We start from the raw sequence: 16,603 nt of genomic DNA on the forward strand, positions 1-16,603 counted from the left end.
TGGCCGTCAAGTAGGGCTCTCGGGCGCGAGATAGGGCGCGAAGAGGTCGCGGACCTGCGCGAAGCCCCAGTCCCGATCCGCTTCCGTCAGGGCGGTGCCGCCCTGGAGACGGTGGCTCGTCCAGTGGCTCGACACGATCCAGGCGTTGTCGATGAGTCGCCCGAGCGCGTCCGGGGAAACGCGCAGCCGTCCCGCCCGCACGGCCGCCTCGAAGACCCCGCGGGCCAGCGCCTGGGTCTCGGCCCGCAGCGCGTGCACCCGGGCGCGCAGGGCCGGCGCGATCTCCACCATGGCGATACCGTCGCGGTAGACGCAGCGGTAGCGCCATATCAGGTCGAACCATGCCCTCTGGTAGGCGAGCAGCGCCTCCGGCGCCGCGGGATCGTCGGGCATCCGGCCCGCCACCGCCACGGCCTCGGTCTCGAAGGCCGCGAACAGGGCTTCGACGAGGCCGCGCTTGCGCGGGAAATGGTACTGCAGATTGCCCTCGCGGATCCCCGCCGCGGCCGCGATCTCCGCCGTCGTGACGTGGCCGAGACCGCGGACGTTGAACAGCGCGAGGCTGACGGCGAGGATCCGGGTGCGCGTGTCGGGCGACGCGGCCGCGGGACCGGGCTCCAGGCCGACCTCCAGCTCGCGCTCGACCCTCCGACCCTCGCCCCGCGACATGATCCCGTCCCCGTCTAGGGTGCCCACCCTAGACAATCCGGCCGGCGGGGCCTATCCCCCGTGGACGTTCCGATCCAGATCGGCGGCACGGGGGGCGCGGTTTGGCACAGCGGTTCCAACTCGCGGGCGCGGTGGCCCTGATCACCGGGGCGGCGAGCGGCATCGGCGCGGCGCTGGCCGAGGGCCTCGCCGCGAAGGGCTGCACCCTTCTCCTGGTGGACCGAGACGAGACCGGCCTCGCTTCCGTCGCCGCGAAGATCCGCGGCGTCACGGTGGAGACGCGCGTCCTCGACCTCACGGATGCCGCGGGGATCCGCGCGCTGCCCGCCTGGGTCGCGGAGCGGTCCGGGCATCTCGACCTCCTCATCAACAATGCCGGCGTCGCCCTCGGCGGCCGGTTCGACGAGACGCATCTCGACGATTTCGAGTGGCTGCTCGACATCAACCTGCGCGCCGTCGTGCGGATGTGCCACGCCTTCCTGCCGATGCTCCGCGCCCGGCCGGCGGCGCAGATCGTCAACCTGTCGAGCCTGTTCGGTCTGATCGCGCCGCCGGGCCAGGTCGCCTACTGCACCAGCAAGTTCGGCGTGCGCGGCTTCTCGGAGGCGCTGCGGCACGAGTACGCCGGCACCGGCCTCGGGGTGACGGTGGTCCACCCGGGCGGCGTCGCCACCGCCATCTCCCGCAACGCCCGCGGCCGGCGGCCGCCGAGCGATCCGGAGGCTGCGAAGCGCGCGGCCGTAGAGGACGAGGAGGCGCGGGAGGCGTTCGGCAAGCTCCTGACCCTGGCGCCCGCCGACGCGGCCGCCGCCATCATCCGCGGCATCGAGGCCCGGGCGCCCCGGATCGTGATCGGCAAGGACGCGAAGAACGCCGCGCTGATCCAGCGGCTGATGCCGGTGGGCTACTGGAAGACGATCGTGCGCCTGTCCGGCGGGACGCTCTGAGATGGCGAGCCTGCGCGCGTATCTCGGGGCCTACATGGTCCGCAGCCGGGTCCGAGGGCCCCTGTCCCGGGCGCGGGACGCGGCCGCGTTCCGCCGGATCTTCGAGGCACCGACCTTCCCCGACCCCAAGGGCGTCACCTACGAGCCGGGCATCGTCGGTGGCGTGAAGGGCGAGTGGGTCCGGCCGAAAGCGGGCCCCGGCCGGCGGATGCTCTACATTCACGGCGGCGGCTTCATCGCCTGCTCGCCCCGTACGCACCGTCCCGTCACCGGCGCGCTGGCGAACCGGGGCTTCACGATCTTCGCGCCCGAGTACCGCCTCGCCCCCGAGCACCCTTTCCCCGCGGCGGTCGACGACTTGACCGCCGTCTGGGCGGCGTTCAGCGCCGAGGGCGCCGCCTGCGTGGCTGGCGAGTCGGCCGGCGGCAACCTCGCCCTCGTGCTGATGGGCGAGGCCCGCGCCCGCGGCCTGCCGATGCCCTGGGCGGCGGCCCTGTTCTCGCCGGCCACGGACTTCATGTCCGAGGACGGGTCGCGGGTGACCAATGCGTGGCGCGACGCCATGTTCGACCCGCAGGCGCTCGCGGCGATCCGGCCGATGTATCTGGGCGCCGCCGATCCGGCCGATCCGCGAGTCTCGCCGCTCTACGGCGACCCGACCGGCTTCCCGCCGCTGCTGTTCCATGTCGGCGCCCGCGAGGTCCTGCGCGACGATTCCGTGCGCATGGCGGAGCGGGCCCGCAGGGCCGGCGTCGAGACGGAGCTCAAGCTGTTCCCGGTCGTGTCCCACGCCTGGCAGTTCGCTGCCAGCATGCTGCCGGAGGCGCGGACCTCCCTCGACGAGGCCGCGGCCTTCCTGACGGCGCACGCGCCGCACGCCCCGTCCGGGAGCACCCAGCGATGACCGAGCTCGCGGACGAGACCCTGGCCGTCCTGATCGTCGGCGCCGGATTCTCGGGGCTCGCGATGGCGATCCGCTGCCGGCAGGCGGGCATCGGCCCGCTGCGGGTGATCGAGAAGGCCGACGGCATCGGCGGCACGTGGCACGACAACACCTACCCGGGGGCGGCCTGCGACGTCCCATCCCACCTCTACTCGCTGTCCTTCGCGCCGAAGGCCGACTGGAGCCGGATGTACGCGCCGCAGCCGGAGATCCTGGCCTATCTCCGGGACACCGCCGAGCGGAACGGCCTGACGCCCCTGATCCAGCTCGGGACGACCTTCACCGGCGCCACCTGGGACGCGGCGCGCGCCCTGTGGCACGTGGAGACCGACCGGGGCCCGATCACGGCGCGCGCGATCGTCGCGGGCATGGGCGGGCTCCACCATCCGGCCTACCCGGATATCCCCGGCCGCGACGCGTTCGCCGGCCCCGCCTTCCACACGGCGGCCTGGGACCACTCCGCGGTGCTGGCCGGCAAGCGAGTCGGGGTGATCGGCACCGGCGCCAGCGCGATCCAGGTGGTGCCGGAACTCGCCGCCGTCGCGTCGCACCTGACGCTGTTCCAGCGCACCCCGCCCTGGATCATGCCCAAGAACGACCACGCCATCACGGAGCGGGCCCGGGAGCGCTACCGGCGCCTGCCGCTCAGCCGGCGGCTCGAGCGGGCGCGGCTGTTCTGGCTGCACGAGGTGCGGGCGCTGCTCGGCTTCACCAAGGTCTCGAAGCTCACCGGCCAGGCCGAGTCCCTGGCGCGGCACCATCTCGCCAAGGCGGTCCCCGACAAGGCCCTGCGGGCGAAGCTGACGCCGAATTACCGCCTCGGCTGCAAGCGGGTGCTGATCTCCGACGAGTACTACCCCGCGCTCCAGCGTCCGAACGTCACCCTGGAGACGGACGGCATCGCCCGGGTCACCGAGACCGGCGTGACCACCGAGGCCGGGCAGCATCACGACCTCGACGTGATCGTCTACGCCACGGGCTTCGACGTGGCCGCGACCTTCGCGCGGATGCACCTCGTCGGCCGCGACGGCCGGAGCCTGACCGAGGCCTGGGCCGGCGGCGTGGGCGCCTACCAGGGCATCACGGTCGCGGGATTCCCCAATTTCTTCCTGCTGCTCGGGCCCAATACCGGGCTGGGCCACAACTCGGTCATCTCGATGATCGAGATCCAGGTGCAGCACGTCCTCGACTGCCTGAAGGCGCTGCGCCGCGGGAGGCAGACCATCGAGGTCCGGCCGGAGGCCCAGGCCCGGTTCGTGGACCGGATCCACAGCCGCATGGCCGACAGCATCTGGCAGGCCGGCGGTTGCCGCAGCTGGTACCTCGACGCGACCGGGCGCAACAACACCCTCTGGCCCGACTCGGTGATGGCCTATCGCCGGAGCGCCCGCCGGGCCCGGCTGGGGGATTACAGGCTCGGCTGATCGGGGCCTGCGGCGCAGTCACGGATCCGCCCGCGCCGACGGGGGCGGACGCGATCCGGCGCGCGCTGTCAGAACGCGAAGCCGGCCTCCGCCGCGAAGGCCTCGAGACCGGGCAGCGACGCGTCGAACAGCGGCCGAGCGCCGAACGCGTCGCCGGCACGCACGAAGAGCGTGACCTTGGCGTTGCGGTGCGGACCGAACACGCAGACCAGGCGACCGTCGTCCTTGAGCTGGTTCAGCAGCGCCTGCGGCCGGACCTCGACCCGGCCGTTGATCAGGATGACGTCGAAGGGGCCCTGCTTGGGCGCACCGTCGGCGATCGGGCCTTCGATCACCTGGGCGGCGGCGCCGAGCCGGGTGCGCGCCGCCGCGGCGAGATCGGGCACCGATTCCAGCGCCGTCACCTGCGCGCCGAGTTCCGCCATGACGACGGCGGCGTAGCCGTAGCCGGTGGCGACGTCGAGGGCGGCGACGCCCGGCCGGATCCGCAGGGCCTGGATCATCCGGGCTACGACCATCGGGGCCGGCATGCAGCGGGTGTCGCCGCCGGCCTCGCCCAGGTTCAGGGTCTGGTCGATATACGCGAAGGGCTCGCGGCCCTTCGGCACGAAGGCCTCGCGCGGCACGGTGTCGAACGCGTCGAGCACCGTGTTGTCGTTCACGTCGAAGGTCCGCAACTGGCAGTCGACCATCATCCGCCGCGCCTGCGCGTAATCGATCATCGATACGTGTCCTCGAACCGGATCGGAACGCCGCGTCGGCCGGGCTCCAGCGGACGGCCGGCAGCCCCGGCCAAGCCTAAGCTTCCCGGACGGGGGGCGTTTTCGGAGATCATTGCCCAAAACGCAAGGTGAGCCGACGCGACAGCCGAAGATGGCCCCGGAGGACGCGGCGGCGCACCGAATCCCGGCCGACGTTACGGCGGCCGCGGAGTGTCGCCTCCCTGCCGCCCGGGCCGGTCGCACTCCCCGGCAGACCGTTGAATAAAGAGTGCAGAGCGAGCGGGCGGTCCGCGAGGCCGCCGCCACCGGGAGACATCATGACGCCGATCAGCCAGCCGATCCTGACCCGCGGCCTCGCCGCCGCCCTCGCCGGACTCAGTCTCGGCCTGATGGGATCCGGCCCGGTCGTCGCGCAGGAGACGCCCGCGACCGCCGCCCCGCCGGCCAGCGTCCAGGTCGATCGCGGCTCGGCGCTCTACGGCCGGCCCGAGGGCGGCGCCGCGGCCAAGCTCGCGCCGGTGGCCGGACCGCCTCTGGCGACCGCGGCCGCCAAGCTGCCGCTCGACAAGCTGAAGGTCCCGGATGGTTTCAAGATCGAGGTCTACGCCAGCGGCCTCGCCAACGCCCGCGAGATGACCCAGGCGCCGGACGGCACGCTGTACGTGGGCACCCGGACGGTGGGGAAGGTCTACGCGGTGCTGCCGAAGGCGGACGGCGACGGGAAGCGCGAGGTGAAGACCATCGCGACGGGCCTGCACCGGCCGAATGGCGTCGCGTACCACGACGGCGCCCTCTATGTCGCCGAACTCTCGAAGATCTGGCGCTACGACGACATCGCGAACCATCTCGACGGCGCGGCGAAGCCGACCCTGGTCTACGACGACCTGCCGAAGGACGAGGCCCACGGCTGGAAATTCATCGCCATCGGTCCGGACAACAAGCTCTACGTCCCGGTCGGCGCGCCGGGCAACATCGTGATGCCGCCGGACACCCACGCGCAGATCCGGCGCATGGACCTCGACGGCAAGAACGCCGAGGTCATCGCCCGCGGCGTGCGCAACACCGTCGGGTTCGACTGGAACCCGAAGACCAAGCAGCTGTGGTTCACCGATAACGGCCGCGACTGGGTCTCGGAGGACATCCCGAACGACGAGCTGAACGTGCTCACGGAGCCGGGCAAGCAGCATTTCGGCTATCCGTACTGCCACCAGGGCACGTTCACGGATCCGGAATACGGCTGGGGCCATGCCTGCTCGGAATTCACCGCGCCGGCGGCGCTCCTCGGCCCGCACACGGCCTCCCTCGGCCTGCGGTTCTACACCGGCACGCAGTTCCCGGAGGCCTACCGGAACGCGATGTTCGTCGCCCGGCACGGCTCGTGGAACCGCACCACCAAGCTCGGCGGCGACGTCGTCGTGGCCAAGCCCGGACCGGACGGCAAGACGGCCGCGGTTGAGCCGTTCCTGACCGGCTTCCTCCAGGACAACAAGTATGTCGGCCGGCCCGTCGACGTGCTGGTCGCCAAGGACGGATCGCTGCTCGTCTCCGACGACTACAACGGCGCGATCTACCGCGTCAGCTACGGCCGGTGATGCGCCGCCCCACCCGGGCAGCCCGCGGGCTGGTCCCCGCCCTCGGCGGGCTGCTGCTGGCGGGCGCGGCGCTCGCCGCCCCGGACGCGGCGATGCAGGAGCGCCTCGCCCCCTGCATCGGCTGCCACGGGGCCGGCACGTCGGCGACGGAGGGCGTGCCCTCGCTCGGCGGGCAGCTCCCGGACTACGTGGTCACGCAGCTCTTCCAGTTCCGGGAGAAGCAGCGGGAGGCGCCGCCGATGAACGAGGTCGCTGCCGGATTCTCCGACGACGACCTGCGCGCCTACGCCGACGCGGTGGCGACGCTGCCGCCGCCCGCCTGGTCCGGGCCGCCGGCCGACGCGGCCCTGGCGGCGCGCGCGCAGGCGCTAGTGGCGAAGCACCAGTGCAATTCCTGCCACGGGCCGGATCTCGCGGGCCGGGACGCGATCCCGCGGATCCGGGCGCAGCGGGAGGAGTATCTCGCCAAGGCGCTCGCCGGCTACAAGTCGAACGCCCGGCCCGGCTACGATCCCGCCATGAACGAAGTCGCGCAGGGCCTGAGCGAGGCGGATATCAAGGATCTCGCGGCCTACGTGTCGCGGCTCTGACACGACGTCTCTCTGGCCGCGTCCACCCGTCATCACGAGCGCAGCGAAGTGACCCAGGGCGGCGCGCGGCTTGTCAGCGTGGCGCTGCCTGGCTCGCTTCGCTGCTCTCGCAACAACGGCAGCGCTGGGATCACCCGTCGCGCGTCACCCCACCACGCGCAGCGCGTCGCCCCGCGCCAGCGGCCCGCCGGCGATCACCTCCGCGTAGACGCCGAGGTCGCGGTGCCCGAGGCGCGCGTCGAGGGTCCAGGGGATGTCGCAGTCGCGCATGCCACTGACCGGGTCGACGTTGGTGGCGGCGCAGCGCACGGTCCGCTTGGTGATCTTGAGCCGCAACCCGCTCGGCGCCTCGACCACCTGCCCAACCATCTCGAGCTCGGCGAAGGGTTCGAGCCCCTCGACCAGCAGGTTGCCGCGGAAGCGCAGCGGGTCCACGGGCGCGCCGAGGTAGTCCTCCACCGCGGCCACGCTCGCTCGGTTGATGAGCGACACGTAGCCGGTCGGGGAGTCGGTGAACCGGTACTGCGGCGGCGCGGCGAGGACCTTCGGCTCGCCCCGGAGGCTCTCGGGGACGTAGCGCCGCATCAGCTCCGCGAGGCCCTCGCGACCCGCCTCGGTGTCGAGCCGGAAGGCCTGCGGGTCGCCGTACCCCTCCACGGTCAGCGTCGCCGTGGCATCGTCGTAGCGGGTGCGCAGGCGGGCGAGCGCCTCGTCGCGCATGAGCATCAGGTACTTGGTCTTGGGCTGGTGGCGGGGCGCAACCGCGTTGAAGCCCGACGGACCGTTCTCGATGGCGTAGAGCCGGTCGCCCGGGAAGTGGCCGCTGGTCTCGAGCTCCGCCCGCTCGACGGGTTCGGGGCTCAGGCCCTTCACCGGGTAGCGATACAGGGCGCTGACATGAATCAATGCGGTCATGCGCGGAGCGTGGCCCTGAAATGATCCGGCGCGCAAGAGCTTCGCGGCCCCTTGTGGTGCTCAATTGCAACACCACATCGGGTCTACCGGCGGCCACCACGGCGCCGGGGCCCTCGCGCGGCGGATAGCCGGAGGGCGACGTTTCGGTGGCGCCGCGCCTCTCATCGGGCGGCGGATGCCGGTACGGGAGGGTTGTGCATGAACTTCGAGAAGTACACCGAGCGCGCCCGCGGCTTCGTGCAGGCGGCTCAGAACCTCGCGATGCGCGAGGGACATCCCCAGCTTCAGCCGGGCCACCTGCTCAAGGTGCTGCTCGACGATCCGGAGGGCCTCTGCGCCGGCCTGATCGACCGCGCGGGCGGCCAGTCGCGCGTCGCGCTGGCTCAGACCGAGCAGTGGCTCGCCAAGCAGCCGAAGGTCTCCGGCAACGCGTCCGCCCCGCAGGCGACACGCGAGCTGATGCGCCTGTTCGACACCGCCGAGAAGGCCGCCGAGAAGGCGGGCGATTCCTACGTGACGGTGGAGCGGCTGCTCCTTGCCCTGGCGGTGGAGAAGGATTCCGAGGCCGGCCGCGCGCTCCAGGCGGCAGGCGTCACCCCGGCTTCGCTCAACGCCGCGATCAACGCCCTGCGCAAGGGCCGCACCGCCGACAATGCCTCGGCCGAGAACGCCTATGACGCGCTGAAGAAGTATGCCCGCGACCTCACCGAGGCCGCCCGAGAGGGCAAGCTCGACCCGGTCATCGGCCGCGACGAGGAGATCCGGCGGACCATCCAGGTCCTGTCCCGGCGGACCAAGAACAACCCGGTCCTCATCGGCGAGCCCGGCGTCGGCAAGACCGCGATCGTCGAGGGTCTGGCCCTGCGCATCGTCAACGGCGACGTGCCCGAATCCCTGCGGGACAAGAGCCTCCTCGCCCTCGACATGGGTGCGCTGATCGCCGGCGCGAAGTATCGCGGCGAGTTCGAGGAGCGGCTGAAGGGCGTGCTCTCCGAGGTCACGGCGGCCGAGGGCGGCATCATCCTGTTCATCGACGAGATGCACACGCTGGTCGGCGCCGGGAAGGCGGACGGCGCCATGGACGCCTCGAATCTCCTGAAGCCCGCGCTCGCCCGCGGCGAGTTGCACTGCGTCGGCGCGACTACGCTCGACGAGTACCGCAAGCACGTCGAGAAGGACGCGGCGCTCGCCCGTCGCTTTCAGCCGGTCTTCGTGTCGGAGCCGACCGTGGAGGACACGGTCTCGATCCTGCGCGGCTTGAAGGAGAAGTACGAGCAGCACCACGGCGTGCGCATCCAGGATTCGGCCCTGGTCGCGGCCGCGACGCTGTCGAACCGCTACATCACCGACCGGTTCCTTCCCGACAAGGCGATCGACCTCGTGGACGAGGCCGGCTCGCGCCTGCGCATGCAGGTCGATTCGAAGCCCGAGGAGCTCGACAACATCGACCGCGAGATCGTCCGGCTGAAGATCGAGGGCGAGGCGCTCAAGAAGGAGACCGATTCCGCCTCCCGCGACCGGCTGGTTCGGCTGGAGAAGGAACTCGGCGACCTGGAGGAGCGCTCAGCGGCGATCACCGCCCGGTGGAAGGCCGAGAAGGACAAGCTCGGGACGGCGGCCGGCCTCAAGAAGAAGCTCGACGAGGCCCGCAACGACCTCGCCGCGGCGCAGCGCCAGGGCCAGTACCAGCGCGCGGGTGAGCTCGCCTACGGGGTCATCCCGGGCCTGGAGAAGCAGCTCGCCGAGATCGAGGCGAAGGCGGAGAACGGCCGCGACGCGATGATGGAGGAGGCGGTCACGCCCGCCCACGTCGCCGGGGTCGTCTCCCGCTGGACCGGCGTGCCGGTCGACAAGATGCTGGAGGGCGAGCGCGAGAAGCTGCTGGCCATGGAAGAGGCGCTGTCCAAGCGCGTCGTCGGCCAGCGCGAGGCGGTGGAGGCGGTCTCGACCGCGGTCCGGCGCGCTCGCGCCGGGCTTCAGGATCCGAACCGGCCGATCGGCTCGTTCATGTTCCTGGGCCCGACGGGCGTCGGCAAGACCGAGCTGACCAAGGCGCTCGCCGGCTTCCTGTTCGACGACGACACGGCGCTCGTGCGCATCGACATGTCCGAGTACATGGAGAAGCACGCGGTCGCCCGGCTGATCGGCGCGCCTCCGGGCTACGTCGGCTATGAGGAGGGCGGCGCCCTCACCGAGGCCGTGCGGCGCCGGCCTTACCAGGTCGTGCTGTTCGACGAGGTCGAGAAGGCGCACCCGGACGTGTTCAACGTCCTGCTGCAGGTTCTCGACGACGGGCGGCTCACCGACGGCCAGGGGCGGACGGTCGACTTCCGCAACACGCTGCTGATCATGACCTCGAATCTCGGGGCCGAGTATCTGGTGAACCAGCCCGCGGGCCAGGACACCGACGCGGTCCGCGAGGAGGTGATGGGCGTGGTGCGGGGGCACTTCCGGCCGGAATTCCTGAACCGGGTCGACGAGATCATCCTGTTCCACCGCCTCGCGCGGTCGGAGATGGGTGCGATCGTCGAGATCCAGCTCGGGCGCCTTCAGAAGCTCTTGGACGATCGCAAGATCACCCTGGAGGTCGACGAGGAGGCCAAGAACTGGCTCGCCGACAAGGGCTACGACCCGGCCTACGGGGCGCGGCCGCTGAAGCGGGTGATCCAGAAGAACGTCCAGGATCCGCTGGCCGAGCTGGTGCTCTCCGGCAAGGTCCACGACGGCGAGACGGTGCCGGTCCGCCTCGGGCCGATGGGCCTGATGATCGGCGACGTGACGGTCGGGGCCGAGCGCCGCCCGGTCAACGCGACGCTGAACTGATCGGCCGGACGGGCGAGGGGCGGCGCACCGGCACTCAGGTGCGCCGCCCGGTCCGTTGCGCCTCTCGGACACGGGCCCTCACGAGGCGGCCCCCGCGGGAGGACGGGCGCGCCGCATCGACCGTCGATGCCGCGATGAGCTAGTGCGCTGGACAGGGCGGACGGGTGCCCGAATCCTGGCGCCATGCGCCCTGCCGTCGCCGCCCTTCTCGTCGCCGTGCCGCTCGCCGCAGCGGCGGACGATCTCCCGCCGCCGGTGGCCGCGGCCATCGCCGAGGTCGAGGCCGCCTGCGGATCCGCGCCGGCGACTCTCGATCCGTTCGTCATCGACCGGCAGGACGTGAACGGTGACAGGGTGCCGGACTTCATCCTCAACGTCGGCGGCCTCCGATGCGGCGACGAAGAAGTCTCCCAGTGCGGCCTCATGGGATGCCCGAAGATCGTCCTCGCATCCTCGAAGAACGGGTTCGTCGTGGTGCTGGACATCTACGCGCACGACCTCCGGTTTCGCGCGCTGAATGGCCGGCCGGCGGCTTCGGCGAACGACGAGGGATGGAATTGCGGCTCGGTCCGGGGGGGGCCGGGCCGCACGACCTTCCTGTGGGACGGGACGCGCTTCGCCTGCGCCGAGTAGAGGTTGTCTGGCTCTCCGGCGCCGCAGGCAGGCGGTCGCTCCCCGGGTCGACGCTCCGAGAAGCGCCGGGAGAGCACAGGACCGGTCGCCCACCCTCGCTGGATGCGCGGATGTCCGATACGGCTTCGGCGCCCTCGCCGGTGACGTCGCCCTGTCGAGCGGCGCCCTCATTCCCGCTGTCGACCGTGCCCCCAGCGTCGCGGTCACCATCCGTCCGGACGGCGCGAACGCGCTGCGCGCCTGGGTCGGAGGAAGGCCCGGGGCGTAGCCTCCATCGGGGCCGCGATGAGCTAGTGCGCTGGACAGGGCGGACGGGCCTGAGGATCCTGGCCGCATGCGTCGCGCCCTCGCCGCCCTGGCTCTCGCCCTCCCGCCCGCCGTCCCGCTCACCGCCGCGGCGGACGATCTCCCGCAGCCGGTCGCGGCGGCGGCCGCGCGGGCCGAGGCGTCCTGCGGGTCCGAGCCGACCACGCTCAAGCCGGGCTTCATCACCCGCCAGGACGTGAACGGCGACGCTGTACCGGACTTCATCCTGGATTTCGCGGCCGTCCAATGCGGCGATGACGAGTCCGCCGCGTGCGGCACCGCGGGCTGCGAGATGCAGGTCTTCGCCTCGACGACGGACGGGTTCGTGGACGCCTTCGACGCCGTCGCCCACGACCTCCGATTCCGCACGGTGGGAGGCCGCCCGGCGGTCATCGTCGATATGACCGGGGCGACGTGCGGACGATCCGGGCAGGATCCGTGCGGCGCGATCGCCGTCTGGAACGGCAGGACATTCGGCCGGACACGGTAGGGTGCATCCGCGGACCGCAGCCTTCCCCCATCGCGCCGTCGTTCCCATCCCGCCGCATCGGCGCCGCGACCCGGCGCGCCCCGGCGCGGACAGCACGGGAGGGCCCCCGGCGATCGGTTCACGCCCGCGCGCGTCACGAAGCCTTTGCCGGACGGCGCGCGGTCGGCCAGGGTGGGACCGCGTGCGGCGGGCGCGCCCTGACTGGAGCCAGACGAATTGATCCGATCGCATCTGACCTTAGCCGGAGTCCTCGTGTCCATGATTGCAGCCGCACCGCCCCTGATGGCAGCGCCCGACGGCATCCGCGCGGTGACCTTGTCGAGCGGCGGCCTGGCCGAAGTGACCCTGGTCCATGCCGTCGACGGCGACGGGACGATCGGGCTCAGCGTCCGGCCCGAGCAGGTCGACGACATCCTCAAGAGCCTCGTCGTGCGCGATCCCGTCGGAACCGTCGGCGCCCTGCGCCTGGACGGGGTGGATCAGGCCGACGAGACCCTGCGGACGATGCCGTTCACCGCGGACGACCTGTCCGCGCCGACCCGCCTCGTGGGCAAGCTGCAGGGCGTCCCGATCCGGGTCCAGAGCGGCGGGCGCACGCTCGAAGGGCGGGTGCTCGGCGTCTCCGAGCGGAATGCCGGGACTGAGACCGGCGACGTCTCGATCCTGACCGTCCTGACCGCGACCGGCACGCTCGAATCCGTGCCGATCGAGGACGGCGCCTCCGTGACGATCCTCGACCCGGCCATGGCGGCCAAGATCGCCGAGGCGATCGCGGCGGCCGGGAAGACCAAGGTCGGCGACGCCCACCGGGTCGAGATCGCCGTCTCCGGGCAGGGCCAGCGCGAGGTCCGGTTGACCTACGTCGTCGCCGCGCCCGTCTGGAAGACGAGCTACCGCATCGTCGATGGCGGCGGCGGCCGCGCGAACCTGCAGGCCTGGGCCATCATCGAGAACGCGCTGGGCGCCGACTGGACGGGCGTCGACGTCACCCTCTCGTCCGGGTCGCCGGTGGCGCTCCTCCAGCGCCTGCACAAGCGCTACTGGCGCAAGAGACCGGAGGCGCCGGTAATGGTCGAGGATGTCGGCATGCCGGACCTCGACCCGGGCACGGTCGCGTCGAAGTCGGTCGCGCGCCTGCGCGCCCCGGCCCCCGCCGCCGCGCCTCTTCCGGCCCCGATGGCGCGGATGGACACCCGCGACAGCCGCATGGAGGCCGCGGAACCGAGCTACGACGCCGCGGCCGCCACCGCGGGCGCCGCCGCCAGCGAGGGGGATGTCGCGGCGAACTTCACGCTGCCGCATCCGGTCGATCTGCGCGCCGGCGGCACGCTGTCGGTGCCGTTCCTCGATACCGAGATCGAGGCCGAGCGGGTCGCCCTCTGGAAGCCAGGCCAGGGGGTTCACCCGATCGCGGCCCTCCGGATCCGCAACAGCGCCGGCGCGACCCTGCCGGCGGGCCTCATCACCCTCTACGACCGCAAGGCCGGCTACCTGGGGGACGCCCGTCTGCCCGCGACGCCCGTCGGCGAGCAGCGGCTCGCCAGCTTCGCCCTCGACCGCAAGGTCGCCGTCCAGGCGGAGACCGCGCCGAGCGACGCCCTGACCAAGATCACCGTGGTCGACGGCGTGGCGCGCGCGACGGTGATCGCCCGGGAGGTCACGACCTACACGATCAAGGGTGCGCCGGACGCCGCCCGCTCCGTGATCATCGAGCATCCCCGACGGGATGGCTGGACCCTCACCGCGTCCGCTCGCGACGGCGAGACCCCCTCGGCCTATCGCCTCAAGGTCGCGGTTTCCGCCGGCGGGACGGCCGAGACCCGGGCCGTGCTCGAGCGCGTCCGGATCGACGCCTACGACCTCGTCGACGCCGACGAGGCGCTGCTCGTCCGGTGGGCCTCCCTGGCGACCGACCCGGAGCTGGGCGGCAAGCTCAAGACCCTCTCCCAGGCCCGCGCCGAGGTCGCCGCGGCGACCCGGACCGTCGAGGAGATCGGCGAGCGCGCGGCGAAGGTGCAGGCGGAGCAGGAGCGCATCCGCAGCAATCTCGGCGCCGTTCCGAAGGACAGCGAGCTGGCGCGCCGCTATCTCAGCCGCATGGGTGCCCAGGAGGACGAGCTGGCGAAGCTCGATGCCGCCCGGACCCAGGCCGAGGACGGGCTCAGGGCGTCGCAGGCGCGGATCCGGTCGCTGATCGCGGCGCTCTGAGAGCGGTCCCGGATCCCCGCGCGATCCGGGACCGCCCGATCGACGGCCATCCCGGCCCGGACGCGACCCGGACGCGGCCCGGCAGGGCCCTGTCCTAGGCGGGGCGGATGGCCGTCGCCAGATCGGCAGCCTGCGCGCGATCCCGGCACACCAGCCAGAGGTCGTCGTGGGCCGACAGCTCGGCGTCGAACAGGTCCACGAAGTCCGCCGGCGGATCCCCGAGATCGGGCCAGTGGAACAGGCGGAAGCCCAGCGCCTCGAACAGCGGGAGGATCGGGCCCAGGTCCCACAATCGGTTGTTGCTCAGGGTCGCGTCGAGGCGCCCGGTGGCCAGGAGCGCGGCGTCCGAGATCGCCCCGCCCTCGCTCCAGGGGAACCAGCCGCGGCCGTAATCCAGGGTGTAGCGCTGCGCCGTGACCGACAGCCAGCCGACATGGCCGGTCCGGCGCTCCGGGCGCTCGAGCGGGCGCAGCGCCGTCGTCGTGCGGCCGCCGCGGGTCGGGGCCCAGTAGGCGCGGCCCTCGCTCGCCGCCAGCAGGAGACCCTCCGTGGCTTCCGCCGGTACGCCCCCGGCCGGTGCGGAGCGGTCCTCGTTCCAGGCCGGCAGGCTCATGACGCAGGCCCGGGGCCAGCCACCGCTGCAGGCCGCCACCATCACGCCCCAGCCCGACAGGCCGCCCGCGAAGGGCCGGGTCCCGTCGATCGGGTCGCCCACGAAGGTCCAGGCGTCGCGGGCGAGCAGCGCCCGGGCCGCCGCCTGTCCGAGATCCTCGGCGGTCTCCTCCTCGATCAGGTCGGGGCCGAACCGCGCGTGCATCAACCGGCTGACGGCGAGGTCGGCCTCGGTCAGCGCCTGGCCGAGATCCGGACCCTTGTTGCTCATCGCGAGGCCTCCCGCCCGCATGGCGAGGGCCAGCGGGGCCGCCTCCTCGGCGAAGGCGAGCATCGCCGCGAGGACATCCGGCGCGGGTGCGGTGGGCGAGAGGGTCATGCGGCGAACAGTTCGGGGCTTCGGAGCATCAGGGCCTGGACGAGAACCAGGGTCTTGAGATCGGGCAGGCGGCCGGCCCGGGCCTGTTCCGCCAGCGCGGCCAGCGGCATCTCCACGGCCACCACCTGCTCGCCCTCCGCGTGCAGGCCCCCGCCGGGGCCGACCCGGTCGCCCGCGGCGTAGGGCGCCAGGTAGAGCCAGAGGCGCTCCGAGGACACGCTCGGCATGCTGTAGGCGTGGGCGACCGGCTCCAGCCGGGTCAGCCGGACGCCCGCCTCCTCCATCGCCTCCCGGATCGCCGTCGCCTCGGGGGCGCCCCCGTCGAGGCCGCCCGCCGGGGCTTCGTCGAACTCGGCCGACTCACCCCAGAAGGCGGGCCCGACCCGCGCCTGACGGACGAGCAGCGCCACGCGCCGCTCGGGATCGTAGGGCAGCACGCAGGCCGCCTGCCCGTGGTCCTCCAGCGCCCGCCGCACGGTGCTGCCGTCCTGCAGCGTCAGCGTGGCGATGCCGAAGGTGTTCCAGCCGCGGTGGATCACCTGCAGCGGCAGGGCGGGCGGGATCTCGACCATGATCCGGTCAGCGCTTGGTGCTGGCGGCGGTCTGGCCGAACATCACCTTCTTGGCATCCTCGCTCATGGTCTTGCCGAAATCGGGATTGACCTCCGGGGCGCGGGCATAGGCCGCCTTGGTGGCGGGCCGCTCGGCGATCGCCGTGAACCAGCGCTTGAGGTTCGGGTGCTCGTCGAGGTTCTGCCCCTGCTTCTCCCACGGCACGATCCAGGGATAGCAGGCCATGTCGGCGATGGAGTAGTCCGGCCCGGCGACGAAGGCGCGGTCGGCCAGCCGCCGGTCGAGGACGCCGTAGAGCCGGTTGGTCTCGTTGACGTAGCGCTTGATCGCGTAGTCGATCTTCTCGGGCGCGTACTGCGAGAAGTGGTGGTTCTGGCCGAGCATCGGGCCGAGGCCGCCCATCTGCCAGAACAGCCATTGCAGCACCTCGGCCCGGCCGCGCGGGTCACCCGGGATGAAGCGCCCGGTCTTCTCGGCGAGGTAGAGCAGGATCGCCCCCGACTCGAACAGCGTGACCGGCGCGCCGCCGCCCGCCGGCTCGTCGTCGACGATCGCCGGCATCCTATTGTTGGGCGCGATCTTGAGGAAATCCGGGTTGAACTGCTCACCCTTGCCAATATTGACGGGATGAATGCGGTAAGGAACGCCCGCTTCTTCGAGAAACATCGTGATCTTATGGCCGTTCGGCGTCGGCCAGTAATGGAGTTCGATCATGGGCTGGTGTCCCGCTATGCCCCCGGCGGACGGGAAGTGGGTCGGCGCGCCGCTCCGGTCAAG

Annotated in this window: 15 protein-coding genes; 9 read left to right on the forward strand and 6 right to left on the reverse strand. The window is 72.2% G+C overall.

What is annotated here, in order from left to right:
* Positions 1 to 6: 6 nt before the first annotated feature.
* Positions 7 to 696: a TetR/AcrR family transcriptional regulator gene (locus BM419_RS05595; protein WP_244540704.1), complete on the reverse strand. Its 690-nt coding sequence runs from the start codon at positions 694 to 696 to the stop codon at positions 7 to 9.
* Between the two features lie 74 nt (positions 697 to 770).
* Here BM419_RS05595 and BM419_RS05600 point away from each other — a divergent pair, with 74 nt between their 5' ends.
* From BM419_RS05600 to BM419_RS05610, 3 genes are read left to right on the forward strand one after another with little or no spacing between them, the layout of a single operon-like run.
* On the forward strand, positions 771 to 1,616 hold the full coding sequence (locus tag BM419_RS05600; RefSeq protein ID WP_091925332.1) for an SDR family NAD(P)-dependent oxidoreductase: 846 nt from the start codon (positions 771 to 773) through the stop codon (positions 1,614 to 1,616).
* A 1-nt stretch (position 1,617) separates the two neighbouring features.
* Positions 1,618 to 2,520, forward strand: coding sequence for an alpha/beta hydrolase (locus BM419_RS05605; protein WP_091925336.1), 903 nt, complete (start codon positions 1,618 to 1,620; stop codon positions 2,518 to 2,520).
* Positions 2,517 to 3,983: a flavin-containing monooxygenase gene (locus BM419_RS05610; protein WP_091925338.1), complete on the forward strand. Its 1,467-nt coding sequence runs from the start codon at positions 2,517 to 2,519 to the stop codon at positions 3,981 to 3,983. Before BM419_RS05605 ends, BM419_RS05610 begins: the two co-directional genes overlap by 4 nt.
* 68 nt (positions 3,984 to 4,051) lie before the next feature.
* Here BM419_RS05610 and BM419_RS05615 read toward each other — a convergent pair whose 3' ends face one another.
* On the reverse strand, positions 4,052 to 4,705 hold the full coding sequence (locus tag BM419_RS05615) for a protein-L-isoaspartate O-methyltransferase family protein (RefSeq protein ID WP_091925341.1): 654 nt from the start codon (positions 4,703 to 4,705) through the stop codon (positions 4,052 to 4,054).
* 317 nt (positions 4,706 to 5,022) lie between these two features.
* Here BM419_RS05615 and BM419_RS05620 point away from each other — a divergent pair, with 317 nt between their 5' ends.
* Positions 5,023 to 6,297 (forward strand): PQQ-dependent sugar dehydrogenase, encoded by a 1,275-nt coding sequence (locus tag BM419_RS05620; RefSeq protein WP_175556271.1) that lies wholly within the window; start codon positions 5,023 to 5,025, stop codon positions 6,295 to 6,297.
* Entirely contained in the window at positions 6,297 to 6,887 is a 591-nt protein-coding gene (locus BM419_RS05625; protein ID WP_091925344.1) for a c-type cytochrome, read from the forward strand. Before BM419_RS05620 ends, BM419_RS05625 begins: the two co-directional genes overlap by 1 nt.
* Positions 6,888 to 7,031: 144 nt before the next feature.
* Here BM419_RS05625 and BM419_RS05630 read toward each other — a convergent pair whose 3' ends face one another.
* The gene (locus BM419_RS05630; RefSeq protein ID WP_091925347.1) at positions 7,032 to 7,802 is read right to left on the reverse strand and encodes an MOSC domain-containing protein; all 771 of its coding nucleotides are present in this window, start codon (positions 7,800 to 7,802) and stop codon (positions 7,032 to 7,034) included.
* 198 nt (positions 7,803 to 8,000) lie between these two features.
* Between BM419_RS05630 and clpB the strand changes: the two genes are divergently transcribed.
* From clpB to BM419_RS05650, 4 genes are all read left to right on the forward strand, one after another.
* Complete coding sequence (clpB, locus tag BM419_RS05635) at positions 8,001 to 10,625, forward strand: ATP-dependent chaperone ClpB (protein ID WP_091925350.1); 2,625 nt, start codon at positions 8,001 to 8,003, stop codon at positions 10,623 to 10,625.
* 183 nt (positions 10,626 to 10,808) lie between these two features.
* Positions 10,809 to 11,258, forward strand: a complete 450-nt coding sequence (locus BM419_RS05640) for a hypothetical protein (protein WP_091925353.1) — start codon at positions 10,809 to 10,811, stop codon at positions 11,256 to 11,258.
* Positions 11,259 to 11,592: 334 nt separating this feature from the next.
* Positions 11,593 to 12,054: a hypothetical protein gene (locus tag BM419_RS05645; RefSeq protein ID WP_091925356.1), complete on the forward strand. Its 462-nt coding sequence runs from the start codon at positions 11,593 to 11,595 to the stop codon at positions 12,052 to 12,054.
* A gap of 258 nt (positions 12,055 to 12,312) precedes the next feature.
* Complete coding sequence (locus BM419_RS05650) at positions 12,313 to 14,262, forward strand: DUF4139 domain-containing protein (RefSeq protein WP_244540705.1); 1,950 nt, start codon at positions 12,313 to 12,315, stop codon at positions 14,260 to 14,262.
* A gap of 94 nt (positions 14,263 to 14,356) precedes the next feature.
* Here BM419_RS05650 and BM419_RS05655 read toward each other — a convergent pair whose 3' ends face one another.
* Genes BM419_RS05655 through BM419_RS05665 form a run of 3 tightly spaced genes read right to left on the reverse strand, consistent with a single transcriptional unit; the run spans position 14,357 to position 16,540 of the window.
* A complete protein-coding gene (locus BM419_RS05655; RefSeq protein WP_091925362.1) occupies positions 14,357 to 15,253 on the reverse strand; it encodes an inositol monophosphatase family protein in 897 nt (298 codons plus the stop codon).
* Positions 15,250 to 15,825, reverse strand: coding sequence for an NUDIX domain-containing protein (locus BM419_RS05660; RefSeq protein ID WP_091925365.1), 576 nt, complete (start codon positions 15,823 to 15,825; stop codon positions 15,250 to 15,252). The genes BM419_RS05655 and BM419_RS05660 overlap by 4 nt, the downstream gene beginning before the upstream one ends.
* 7 nt (positions 15,826 to 15,832) lie before the next feature.
* Positions 15,833 to 16,540 carry a glutathione S-transferase N-terminal domain-containing protein gene (locus tag BM419_RS05665; RefSeq protein WP_091925368.1) on the reverse strand — a complete coding sequence of 236 codons (708 nt, stop codon included), beginning with the start codon at positions 16,538 to 16,540 and terminating at the stop codon, positions 15,833 to 15,835.
* Positions 16,541 to 16,603 lie beyond the last annotated feature (63 nt).

The organism is Methylobacterium sp. yr668, assembly GCF_900116245.1.
In the GTDB taxonomy this organism is placed as follows: Bacteria; Pseudomonadota; Alphaproteobacteria; order Rhizobiales; family Beijerinckiaceae; genus Methylobacterium.